Consider the following 11,415-nt stretch of genomic DNA (forward strand, 5'->3'; position numbering starts at 1 on the left):
CGCTCACCGGGCACGCCGTCGAGGCCCGGATCTGCGCCGAGGACCCGGCGCGCGGCTTCCTGCCCTCGGGCGGCGCCGTGCTGGCACTGCACGAGCCGCAGGGCGGCGGGGTGCGGACGGACTCGGGGCTCGGCGAGGGCGGCGAGGTCGGCAGCCTCTACGACCCGATGCTGTCGAAGGTCATCGCGTACGGCCCCGACCGGGCGACGGCCCTGCGCCGGCTGCGGGCGGCGCTCGCGGACACGGTGGTCCTCGGCGTCCCGACCAACGCGGGCTTCCTGCGCCGCCTCCTCGGCCACCCGGCCGTGGTGGCGGGCGATCTCGACACCGGTCTGGTGGAGCGCGAGGTGGACGCGCTGGTGCCGGACGGGGTGCCGGAGGAGGTGTACGCGGCCGCCGCGCTGCTGCGGCAGCACTCCCCCGCCCCCGCCGCTCCGCGGACCTGGGCCGACCCGTTCTCGGCCGGTGACGGCTGGCGGCTCGGCGGCACCCCGGCCCGGACGGTGCGGCACTTCCGGATTCCCGGCCACGACCCGGTCCAGGTGGGCCTGCGTCCGTGCGGCGCGGGCACCGAGGTGACCTTCGGCCATGTCGGCGAGGGCGCGCAGCCACCGACACCCGACTCGGGCACCTGCGGGCCGCTGGGCCCGCTGCCCGGCGGCGCCGAGACGGCCCGGCTGATCGCCGATGACGGACGTCGCGTCACCCTCGAACTGGCCGGTGTCACGCACTCGTTCGCCCATGCCGCGTCCCCGGAGGGCCGCTGGCTCGGCCGGGACGGCGACACCTGGCACGTCCGGGACCACGACCCGGTGGAGGCGTCGCTGACCGGCGCCGCCCGCTCCGGGGCCGACACCCTCGCCGCGCCCATGCCGGGCACCGTCACGGTGGTGAAGGTGGCCGTCGGCGACGAGGTCGCGGCCGGGCAGAGCCTGCTGGTGGTGGAGGCGATGAAGATGGAACACGTCATCTCCGCCCCGCACGCCGGCACCGTCACCGAACTCGACGTCACCGCCGGGACCACGGTCGCCATGGACCAGGTACTGGCCGTGGTCACCCCCGTGGCCGCCGCCGGGGAGGAAGCATGAGCACCGGCCGCACCCTGCCGACGACCGTGGCCGCGCCCGGCCTGCCCGCCCGGATCCGGATCCACGAGGTCGGCGCCCGCGACGGGCTCCAGAACGAGAAGACTGTCGTGCCGACCGGGGTGAAGGCGGAGTTCATCCGCCGGCTCGCGGTCGCCGGGCTCTCCACGATCGAGGCGACGAGCTTCGTCCACCCCAAGTGGGTGCCCCAACTGGCCGACGCCGAGCAGCTGTTCCCGCTGCTCGGCGACATAGGGGACGTGGGCGACGTGGCGCTCCCGGTCCTGGTGCCGAACGAACGGGGGCTGGACCGGGCACTCGCGCTCGGCGCCCGCCGGATCGCCGTCTTCGGCTCCGCGACGGAAACGTTCGCCGCCCGCAACCTCAACCGCACCGTCGACGAGTCGCTCGCCATGTTCGAGCCCGTCGTGGCCCGCGCCAAGGCGGACAAGGTGCATGTGCGCGGCTACCTGTCGATGTGCTTCGGCGACCCGTGGGAGGGGGCGGTACCGGTGGGCCAGGTCGTCCGGGTGGCCAGGGCGCTGATGGACCTCGGCTGCGACGAGCTCTCGCTCGGCGACACCATCGGCGTCGCCACACCGGGCCACGTCCGGGCACTGCTGTCCGCACTGAACGAGGCGGGGGTGCCCACCGACACGATCGGGGTGCACTTCCACGACACCTACGGACAGGCCCTGTCCAACACCCTGGCCGCGCTCCAGCACGGCGTCACCACCGTGGACGCCTCCGCGGGCGGCCTCGGCGGCTGCCCGTACGCGAAGAGCGCGACCGGAAATCTCGCCACCGAGGATCTCGTGTGGATGCTCGACGGCCTCGGCATCGAAACCGGGGTCGACCTCGACGCGCTCACCGCCACCAGCGTGTGGCTCGCCGAACAGCTGGGCCGACCCAGCCCGTCCCGTACCGTCCGAGCACTCTCGGCGCCGTGAACACAGTCCCACAAGGAGTGACCGTCCACATGTCCCTGGACCACCGGCTGACCGCCGAGCACGAGGAACTGCGACGCACCGTCGAGGCGTTCGCGCACGACGTGGTCGCACCGAAGATCGGCGACTTCTACGAGCGCCATGAGTTCCCGTACGAGATCGTGCGGGAGATGGGGCGAATGGGCCTGTTCGGGCTGCCGTTCCCGGAGGAGTACGGCGGGATGGGCGGCGACTACCTCGCCCTCGGCATCGCGCTGGAGGAGCTGGCCCGGGTCGACTCGTCCGTGGCGATCACCCTGGAGGCCGGGGTCTCGCTCGGCGCGATGCCGGTGTTCCGCTTCGGCACCGAGGAGCAGAAGCAGCGGTGGCTGCCGAAGCTCTGTTCGGGCGAGGCGCTCGGCGCGTTCGGGCTGACCGAGCCGGACGGCGGTTCGGACGCGGGCGGCACCCGGACGACGGCGGTGCGCGACGAGGTGAGCGGCGAGTGGGTGATCAACGGCTCCAAGTGCTTCATCACCAACTCCGGCACGGACATCACCGAGTTGGTGACGGTCACCGCGGTGACCGGCCGCAAGGAGAACGGCGCCCCGCGCATCTCCTCGATCATCGTGCCGTCCGGCACCCCCGGCTTCACGGTCGCCGCCCCGTACTCCAAGGTCGGCTGGAACGCCTCGGACACCCGTGAGCTGTCCTTCACCGACGTGCGGGTCCCGCTGGAGAACCTGCTGGGCGAGGAGGGCCGCGGCTACGCCCAGTTCCTGCGGATCCTGGACGAGGGCCGGATCGCCATCTCGGCGCTGTCGACGGGCCTCGCGCAGGGCTGCGTGGACGAGTCGGTGAAGTACGCCGCCGAGCGGCACGCCTTCGGGAAGCCGATCGGCGCCAACCAGGCGATCCAGTTCAAGATCGCGGACATGGAGATGCGGGCCCATATGGCCCGGATCGGCTGGCGGGACGCGGCTTCGCGGCTGCTGGCGGGTGAGACGTTCAAGAAGGAGGCGGCGATCGCCAAGCTGTACTCCTCGACCGTGGCGGTGGACAACGCCCGCGAGGCCACCCAGATCCACGGCGGCTACGGCTTCATGAACGAGTACCCGGTGGCCCGGATGTGGCGCGACTCCAAGATCCTGGAGATCGGCGAGGGCACCAGCGAGGTGCAGCGGATGCTGATCGCGCGGGAGCTCAACCTGCCGGCCTGACACCGGGCGGCAGGAGGGCGGCGGGAGGGCGGCAGACGGCCTGTGGGCTGCGCCGTCTCCTCCCGCAATTCGTTCGACAGCGCCCCCCTGGCCCCGGCAGTGTTCGTCCATGAAGCACCACCACTGGCCCCTGTACGGGCTCCGCGTGCGCACTCCCCGTCTGGAGCTCCGCCTCCCGGACCTGGAGCTGCTGGACGAGCTGGCCTCGGTCGCCGCCGACGGGGTGCACGCCCCGGACACCATGCCGTTCACCGTCCCCTGGTCCGACGGCCCGCCCGCCGGGCGCGGGAGGGCGGTGTTCCAGCATGTGCTGTCCACGATCGCCAACTGGGCGGACGACGACTGGGCGTTGAGCCTCGCCGTCCTGCACGAGGGCCGGGTGGTCGGGCGGCAGGACGTGATGGCGAGGCACTTCGCGGTGACCGGCGTGGTCGAGACGGGCTCCTGGCTGGGGCTCGCGCACCAGGGCCGCGGCATCGGCACCGAGATGCGGGCTGCCGCACTCCATCTCGCCTTCGCCGGTCTCGGGGCCCGTACGGCGGTCTCGTCCGCGATGACGGACAACCCGCGCTCGCTCGGCGTCTCGCGGCGGCTCGGCTACCTCCCGGACGGGCTGGAGACCGCCGCCCTGCGGGGCGCGCCCGTCACGCTGCAACGGCTGCGGCTGGAGCGCGCCCGGTGGGAGGAGCACCGTGCCGTCGACGTCACGCTGGAGGGGCTCGACGAGTGCCGTGCGGAGTTCGGCGGGTGAGCCTGCCGGTGAAGCACTGACCGGGGCGGGCCCCGGCCGGGCCGGTCACATAGAAGGTTAGGCTAACCTTCCTTCGGACCGGCTCAAGGCCGGTCTCCGGCCCGTACGAAAGTGGACTCCGTCATGCGCACTGCCCGAGCGATCCGCCCCACCCGCCGTGGCCTGCTGGCCATGGGCGGCGCCGTAGGTCTCGGTGCCGTGCTCGCCGCCTGCGGTGACAGCGACGCGAAGGACTCGGGTTCCACCGGCGCCAAGGGCGCCGACGCCGGGCCGTGGAGCTTCAAGGACGACCGCGGGAAGACCGCCGAGGCCGCGTCGGTCCCGAAGAACATCGTCGCCTTCACCGGTGTCGCCGCCGCGCTCCACGACTACGGCATCGAGGTCGAGGCCGTCTTCGGCCCGACGAAGACCAAGGGCGGCAAGGCCGATGTGCAGGCCGGCGACCTGGACGTCAGCAAGGTCGAGATCCTCGGCAACGTCTGGGGCGAGTTCAACGTCGAGAAGTACGCGGCGCTCGCCCCGGACCTGCTGGTTACCGCGATGTGGGAGAAGGACGCCCTCTGGTACGTGCCGGACACGTCCAAGGGCAAGATCCTGAAGCTGGCCCCGAGCGTCGCACTGTGGGCCGCCCGGACCACGATCCCCAAGGCCATCCAGCGCCACGAGGACCTCGCCGCGTCGCTCGGCGCCGACGTGAAGGCCAAGACGGTCACGGACGCCAAGGCCCGCTTCGAGAAGGCCGCGGCCCGGCTGCGCGCCGCCGCGAAGTCCAAGCCGAACATCAAGGTCCTGATCGGCTCGGCCAGCCAGGACCTCTTCTACGTCACGCTCGCGAAGACCGCCGCCGACACCCTGTACTTCCAGGAGCTGGGCGTGCGGTTCGTCGAGCCGAAGGTGAACGCGGCGGGCTTCTTCGAGGAGCTGAGCTGGGAGAACGTCGACAAGTACCAGGCCGACATCATCATGATGGACAACCGGTCCTCCGCGCTCCAGCCCGACGCCCTGACGTCCAAGCCGACCTGGATGCAGCTGCCCGCCGTCAAGGCCGGCCAGGTCGTCCCCCGCACCACCGAGCCGATCTTCAGCTACGACAAGTGCGCGCCGATCCTCGAGGACCTCGCGAAGGCCATCGAGGACGCCAAGAAGGCCGCCTGACCGTAACGGCCGCCGCCGCTCCCCCGGCCGCCCCGTTCCGGTTCTCCGCCGCCGGGGGGCCGCGATCAAAGCCCTTCGCTGCTCCTTCCGCATCCCGGACAGGCGGAATCAGTCGTTCCGGTCGACAACGGGGGGAACCGGTTCGCCGCCCGGCGGGCACTCCCGGCCGGTGTACGGGTCGTGATGCGCTCGCACACGGTCCACGCCCGGCAGGACCGAGCCCGTCCGGCGGTCGAGGACAACGCCCCCGGCCACCGGACGGCCCCGTCACCTCACGTCACCCCGCCGCAGCCGGCTCCGCCGGCCACGGCACCTGCGGCGACCGGTAGTAGTCGATGCCCATCGCGGTGAACCGCGGCCCGAGCGCGGCCAGCCGCAGCTTGTACGTGTCCCAGTCGTGCGTCGCAGCCGGGGACCAGCCCAGTTCCGCCGCCCCGGGCAGCCGCGGGAACGCCATCGCGTCGATGTCGTCGCTGTCCGTCAGCGTCTCCGCCCAGATCGGCGCCTCGACACCCAGGACCGCGTCCGCCGGAGCACCGGAGAGATAGGTCGCCGGGTCCCAGTCGTAGGAGCGCTGTACCTCGACCAGGCCGGCCCACTTCAGGCCCAGTTCGGTCTTGTCCGTGTACTTCATGTCCAGGTACACCCGGTCGGCCGGCGACAGCACCAGCTTGGTGCCGTTCTTCGCGGCGTCCACCACCTGCTGCCGGTCCGCTGCGCTCGTCTTGTCGTAGCCCCAGTACTGGGCGACCGCTCCCTTGACCGGCTCGGCCCCGGTGAGCTGGTGCCAGCCCATCACGGTCTTGCCGTACGTGCCGACGATGGCCTGCGCCTGCTTCATGATCTTGGCGTAGTCATCGCGGCTGGTGGAGTGTGCCTCGTCACCGCCGATGTGGATGTACGCGCCGGGGGTCAGCGCGGCCAGTTCGCGGATGACGTCGTCGATGAAGTCGTACGTGATGTCCTTGCCCGCGCACAGCGAGCTGAACCCGACCTCGATGCCGGTGTAGAGCGGCGGCGCGACGCCGTCGCAGTTCAGCTCCGCGTACGAGGCGAGGGCGGCGTTGGTGTGGCTGGGCATGTCGATCTCCGGCACCACCTCCAGGTAGCGGGAGGCCGCGTAGTTCACGATCTCCTTGTACTGGCTCTTGGTGTAGTAGCCGCCGGCCCCGCCGCCGACCTCCGTCGAGCCGCCGTACGTGGCCAGCTTCGGCCAGGAGTCGATGGCGAGCCGCCAGCCCTGGTCGTCGGAGAGGTGCAGGTGGAACTTGTTGATCTTGTACAGCGCCATCTGATCGATGTAGCGCTTGACCTCGGTGACCGAGAAGAAGTGCCGCGCGACATCGAGCATGGCGCCCCGGTAGCCATAGCGCGGCGTGTCGGTGAGAGTGCCTCCCGCGACGCTCCACGGCCCCTTCTGGCGGCTGTCCGCCTCCACCTGGGCCGGCAGCAGCTGACGCAGCGTCTGGACGCCGTGGAAGAGCCCTGCCGGCTTGCGGGCGGTGATGGTGACGGAACCGCGTCCGGACGTCAGGGTGTACCCCTCCGCGCCCAGCTTGCTGTCGCGGGAGCCGAGCCGGAGCCGGATGCCGTCGGCGCCGTCCTTGCCGGTGACCGGCAGGGCGTATCCGGTGGAGGGGCGCAGCACGCCCGCCAGGTAATCGCCGATCTTGCGGGCCTCGCCGGACGAGTCGTCGACCCGGATCCTGGTGCTGTCGTTGAGGGAGTACGGGGAGCCGCCCGGCCTCACCGAGGCGGGGGCGGGCACGACCTGGCCGAGCGGCCGGGGCGCCCGGACGGCGGAGTCGCTGCCCACCGCGGACGCCGTGGGCGCCGCGCACGCGGCGGAGACACCGGCCGCCGTGACGAGTAGCAGCGAGCCGAGAAGACGGGGTAGAGCACGGGGAAGAGCACTGCGCCGCGCGGTGTGCAGTCTCACAAGCCGGGTCCCTTTCTACGGGTCCACATCTGCGGATCTCCTGACCAACCGAACCGTCGCCATGCGTACCGCTTACCCAATGGATGGTCAAGGTGTAGACCACTTCCCCGCGTTGACCGCGCCGGAACGTGGCCGACGGTCCGGGGCGTATGGCCGAATTCATCCCTGCGGCCCCGCCGTCCCCGCGAACCACCGAGCGCCACGGGGAACCACCCGGAGGAGCCCCCGAGCCCCGAGCCCCCGCAGAACACAGAGAAGGGGCCATTCGCCTCCAGTCCTGCCCGATATCGGGCAGAATTGTTGCGCTGGAGCCCCTTCCGTCGCAGTATCGACGCGTGCTCGAACGCCGCTCGTCGTACGACGACCTCATTGATCACCTGGTGCGCAGCACCGCGCTCCAGCGCGGTGAGGCCTCCCGGGTGATCCTCGACGTGCTGGCGTACTTCGACGAGACGACCGAGGACTACGTCCGCCGCCGCCACCGCGAACTGCAGTCCGGCGGCCTGGTCAACGCGGAGATCTTCGAGCGGATCGCGGCCGAACTGCCGCACCGGGCGGTCGCGCCGCCGGAGCTCTCGCTCCGGCAGCTGCGCCGCATCGTCTACGGCTGAGACCGGTCCGCGGCCGGGCACCCACTTACTTGTACGTCGTTGGATTGACGGAGGGGCAGAGACTCTATGTGCGGAATCGTCGGTTATATCGGAAAGCGTGATGTGGCTCCGCTGCTGCTGGAAGGGCTGCAGCGGCTGGAGTACAGGGGTTACGACTCCGCGGGCATCGTGATCACCGGCAAGCCGGCGGCCGGGAAGCCCGCCGCGCTGAAGATGGTCAAGGCCAAGGGCCGGGTCCGCGAGCTGGAGGCCCGGGTCCCCAAGCGGTTCACCGGCACCACCGGCATCGCCCACACCCGCTGGGCCACCCACGGCGCCCCGAGCGACGAGAACGCCCACCCGCACCTGGACGCCGGCAACAAGGTCGCCGTCGTCCACAACGGGATCATCGACAACGCCTCCGAGCTGCGCGTCCGCCTTGAGGCCGAGGGCGTCGTCTTCCTCTCCGAGACCGACACCGAGGTGCTGGTCCACCTGATCGCCCGCTCGGAGGCGGACACCCTGGAGGAGAAGGTCCGCGAGGCCCTGCGCTCGGTCGAGGGCACGTACGGCATCGCCGTGATGCACGCCGACTTCAACGACCGCATCGTCGTGGCCCGCAACGGCTCCCCGGTCGTCCTCGGCATCGGCGAGAAGGAGATGTTCGTCGCCTCGGACGTCGCCGCCCTGGTCACCCACACCCGCCAGGTCGTCACCCTCGACGACGGCGAGATGGCCACCCTCAAGGCCGACGACTTCCGTACGTACACGACGGAGGGCTCGACCACGACGGCCACGCCGACCACCGTGGAGTGGGAGGCCGAGTCGTACGACATGGGCGGCCACGACACGTACATGCACAAGGAGATCTCGGAGCAGGCCGAAGCCGTCGACCGGGTGCTGCGCGGCCGGATCGACGACCGCTTCGCCACCGTCCACCTGGGCGGCCTGAACCTGGACGCCCGTGAGGCGCGTGGGGTCCGCCGGATCAAGATCCTGGGCTGCGGCACCTCGTACCACGCGGGCCAGATCGGCGCCCAGCTGATCGAGGAGCTCGCCCGCATCCCCGCGGACGCCGAACCCGCCTCCGAGTTCCGCTACCGCAACCCGGTGGTGGACCCCGACACGCTGTACGTCGCGGTCTCCCAGTCCGGTGAGACGTACGACGTGCTGGCCGCCGTCCAGGAGCTCAAGCGCAAGGGCGCGCGGGTGCTCGGTGTGGTCAACGTGGTCGGTTCCGCGATCGCCCGGGAGGCCGACGGCGGTACGTATGTGCACGCCGGCCCCGAGGTGTGTGTCGTCTCCACCAAGTGCTTCACCAACACCGTCGTCGCGTTCGCCCTGCTCGCCCTGCACCTGGGCCGCATCCGGGACCTGTCGGTCGCCGACGGCAAGCGGATCATCGAGGGGCTGCGCAGGCTGCCCGCCCAGATCAGCGAGATCCTGGACAACGAGGACGAGATCAAGAAGCTGGCCGCGGAGTACGCGGACGCCAAGTCGATGATGTTCATCGGCCGGGTGCGCGGCTACCCCGTCGCCCGGGAGGCCTCGCTGAAGCTCAAGGAGGTCTCGTACATCCACGCCGAGGCCTACCCGGCCTCCGAGCTGAAGCACGGACCGCTCGCGCTGATCGAGCCCGCGATGCCGACCGTGGCGATCGTTCCGGACGACGACCTGCTGGAGAAGAACCGCGCCGCGATGGAGGAGATCAAGGCCCGCAGCGGCCGCATCCTCGCCGTCGCGCACCAGGTGCAGGAGAAGGCCGACCACACCATCGTCGTACCGAAGAACGAGAACGAGCTGGACCCGATCCTGATGGGCATCCCGCTCCAGCTCTTCGCTTACCACACGGCACTGGCCATGGGCCGGGACATCGACAAGCCGCGCAACCTGGCGAAGTCCGTCACCGTCGAGTAGCGGCCCGCCCGCACCGGGCGGAGAGCGGCCCCGCACCCACACGACGTGGGTGCGGGGCCGCTCTCACGTGCGGGCCGGTGCCGCCGGGCTGCCGAGGGTGGTGTTGCTGGTGTTCCCGCAGGGACGCCGTTGTCCGCGGCGGGCACCCCTCACATGCAATCGTGCTGTTCCGCCGTGACTTTTATGCACCCTTCACAAGGGAACAATCCACGTCTACGGATCGGTAGATTCTTTCATCCCGCTGTTTTCGTAGTCGAGTTGACGCCACTCGGCTCCAGGGCGGCGGACGGAGACGAGACCGCCCGCCCCGGGAGTTCCGGACGACGGGCGGAGGAGGTGCCTCGAAAGAGTGAGGGAAGAACGGGCTACGGGATGACGACGACCGGGCGCTGGGCGCGCCGCGCCAGCCGGCCCGCCACCGAGCCGAAGATCCGGCCGACGATTCCCTGCGTGGAACCCACCACGATCGCGTCGGCCGAGTACTCCCGGCCGACCTCCTCCAGCTCGTGGCAGATGTCCCCGCCGCGCTCGACGAGCACCCACGGCACCTCGGTGAGGTAGTCCGCGCAGGCGAGCTCCAGGCCGAGGACCTCGGTGCGGTGATCGGGCACATCGACGAAGACGGGCGGCTCGCAGCCGGCCCAGACGGTGGTCGGGAGCCGATTGGCGACGTGGACGATGATCAGGCCGGAGCCCGACCTCCGGGCCATGCCGATCGCGTAGGCGAGGGCTCGTTCGCTGGAGGTCGAGCCGTCGAAGCCGACGACGACCCCGTGCCGGAACGCGGGATCACAGGAATGACGTGTTTCTTCGGCCGCCTGCGGGCCCGACTCTGGGTCGGCTACCTGCTTGCGGTCCGCGGGTTCGGGGATTTCGTGACCGGCCATCGGTGTCTCGGCGAAGAGAGTCCTCGTGAGGAGAGCGACTTGGGGAGCTGCGTCAGTGGGCGGTGTCCGGGAATCATCTTCCCAACCCCTTACCCCCAAGGGTACGGCGCCACTCCTCCACAGCCCAGACCCGCGCAAAGCGCGCGCGACGTTTCACGGAGCATGCCCGAGACCGCCCCGTATGGCAATGCCGGTTGCTCGGTACACCGACGTCACAGGGGCCCGACAGCCGCGATCGGCGACCGGTGGGAGGTCCGGCCCGTCAGCCGCTCGGCTGCCCCGCCGCACACCGCCCACGGGTCCGTCAGCGGGCACCCCGACCGCTCGGTACCGATCGCGGCGCCGCCGAACCGCTCCGGGAGGCGATCTCGCGCCCGAACCCGACCGGCCCAACCGTCCGGAACCCGCCGCACGGACGGCCGCCGACGCGGCCCGCGGTCGTCATCCGGACACCCACCGGCACCGGCCGCCCCACCTCCGGACCGGCCGAGGGGGCGCATGGAAGCGGCTGCCCCTCCGAGGCGTGCGCCGGTTGAACGAATGATTTCCGCACACGCGACCGTATATTTTCAGCCAACTTCATTCGCCAGTCAATTCCTTGTCGAATTGGCCGGTGAACCCCCTTGCCAGCAGGCAGGAAGAGACCGCGCGGTACGCTTCCACCCAACGGGGACGGGCCATGAACGCGAGGCGCACTTCCCTGCACGACTCACGAGTGAAACGCTTCGTGATCGAATGCTTCCCGCCAGGTTGCCTTGTCGACATAAAGCCGGTTGGTGAACTTGTCACGACGGCACCACGGGACGCAGTAGATTCGATCTTGGGTGTCGAAGGCTGGGGACTCGTGCACGACCGAGGGGACATGTGCAGGTGCGACAGGCCCGTAAGGACCAGGAAGACGCGAACACCGAGGGGGGCTTAGCGTCAATACCGTTCAGTTAGTGG

Annotated in this window: 9 protein-coding genes; 7 read left to right on the forward strand and 2 right to left on the reverse strand. The window is 70.7% G+C overall.

Annotated features, from left to right (window positions below):
- The 5 genes from J1C73_RS22360 to J1C73_RS22380 all read left to right on the forward strand — a co-directional run.
- Positions 1-1,088, forward strand: a 1,088-nt coding sequence (locus J1C73_RS22360) for a biotin/lipoyl-containing protein (RefSeq protein WP_307797775.1), incomplete at its 5' end; no start/stop codon positions are given.
- Positions 1,085-2,035: a hydroxymethylglutaryl-CoA lyase gene (locus J1C73_RS22365; RefSeq protein WP_207317990.1), complete on the forward strand. Its 951-nt coding sequence runs from the start codon at positions 1,085-1,087 to the stop codon at positions 2,033-2,035. The genes J1C73_RS22360 and J1C73_RS22365, both read left to right, overlap by 4 nt.
- A gap of 29 nt (positions 2,036-2,064) precedes the next feature.
- Positions 2,065-3,231 carry an acyl-CoA dehydrogenase family protein gene (locus J1C73_RS22370; RefSeq protein WP_207317991.1) on the forward strand — a complete coding sequence of 389 codons (1,167 nt, stop codon included), beginning with the start codon at positions 2,065-2,067 and terminating at the stop codon, positions 3,229-3,231.
- Positions 3,232-3,340: 109 nt separating this feature from the next.
- Positions 3,341-3,982, forward strand: coding sequence for a GNAT family N-acetyltransferase (locus tag J1C73_RS22375; RefSeq protein ID WP_207317992.1), 642 nt, complete (start codon positions 3,341-3,343; stop codon positions 3,980-3,982).
- A 123-nt stretch (positions 3,983-4,105) separates the two neighbouring features.
- Positions 4,106-5,137, forward strand: coding sequence for an ABC transporter substrate-binding protein (locus J1C73_RS22380; protein ID WP_207317993.1), 1,032 nt, complete (start codon positions 4,106-4,108; stop codon positions 5,135-5,137).
- Between the two features lie 277 nt (positions 5,138-5,414).
- On the opposite strand, the gene J1C73_RS22390 is transcribed toward J1C73_RS22380, so the two are convergent.
- On the reverse strand, positions 5,415-7,076 hold the full coding sequence (locus tag J1C73_RS22390; protein WP_207317994.1) for a beta-N-acetylhexosaminidase: 1,662 nt from the start codon (positions 7,074-7,076) through the stop codon (positions 5,415-5,417).
- A gap of 335 nt (positions 7,077-7,411) precedes the next feature.
- Between J1C73_RS22390 and J1C73_RS22395 the strand changes: the two genes are divergently transcribed.
- Positions 7,412-7,687 (forward strand): hypothetical protein, encoded by a 276-nt coding sequence (locus J1C73_RS22395; RefSeq protein ID WP_123471256.1) that lies wholly within the window; start codon positions 7,412-7,414, stop codon positions 7,685-7,687.
- Between the two features lie 66 nt (positions 7,688-7,753).
- Positions 7,754-9,583 (forward strand): glutamine--fructose-6-phosphate transaminase (isomerizing), encoded by a 1,830-nt coding sequence (glmS, locus tag J1C73_RS22400; protein WP_123471257.1) that lies wholly within the window; start codon positions 7,754-7,756, stop codon positions 9,581-9,583.
- Between the two features lie 365 nt (positions 9,584-9,948).
- On the opposite strand, the gene J1C73_RS22405 is transcribed toward glmS, so the two are convergent.
- Positions 9,949-10,470: a universal stress protein gene (locus tag J1C73_RS22405; protein WP_123471258.1), complete on the reverse strand. Its 522-nt coding sequence runs from the start codon at positions 10,468-10,470 to the stop codon at positions 9,949-9,951.
- Between the last annotated feature and the right edge of the window lie 945 nt (positions 10,471-11,415).

Origin of the sequence: Streptomyces laculatispora, assembly GCF_017353455.1 — a bacterium.
Taxonomy (GTDB): Bacteria; Actinomycetota; Actinomycetes; order Streptomycetales; family Streptomycetaceae; genus Streptomyces; species Streptomyces laculatispora.

Coding starts and splice junctions, on each gene's coding strand:
- J1C73_RS22375 (WP_207317992.1), top strand. CDS start 3,341: ATGAAGCACCACCACTGGCCCCTGTACGGGCTCCGCGTGCGCACTCCC.
- J1C73_RS22380 (WP_207317993.1), top strand. CDS start 4,106: ATGCGCACTGCCCGAGCGATCCGCCCCACCCGCCGTGGCCTGCTGGCC.
- J1C73_RS22365 (WP_207317990.1), top strand. CDS start 1,085: ATGAGCACCGGCCGCACCCTGCCGACGACCGTGGCCGCGCCCGGCCTG.
- glmS (WP_123471257.1), top strand. CDS start 7,754: ATGTGCGGAATCGTCGGTTATATCGGAAAGCGTGATGTGGCTCCGCTG.
- J1C73_RS22370 (WP_207317991.1), top strand. CDS start 2,065: ATGTCCCTGGACCACCGGCTGACCGCCGAGCACGAGGAACTGCGACGC.
- J1C73_RS22405 (WP_123471258.1), bottom strand. CDS start 10,470: ATGGCCGGTCACGAAATCCCCGAACCCGCGGACCGCAAGCAGGTAGCC.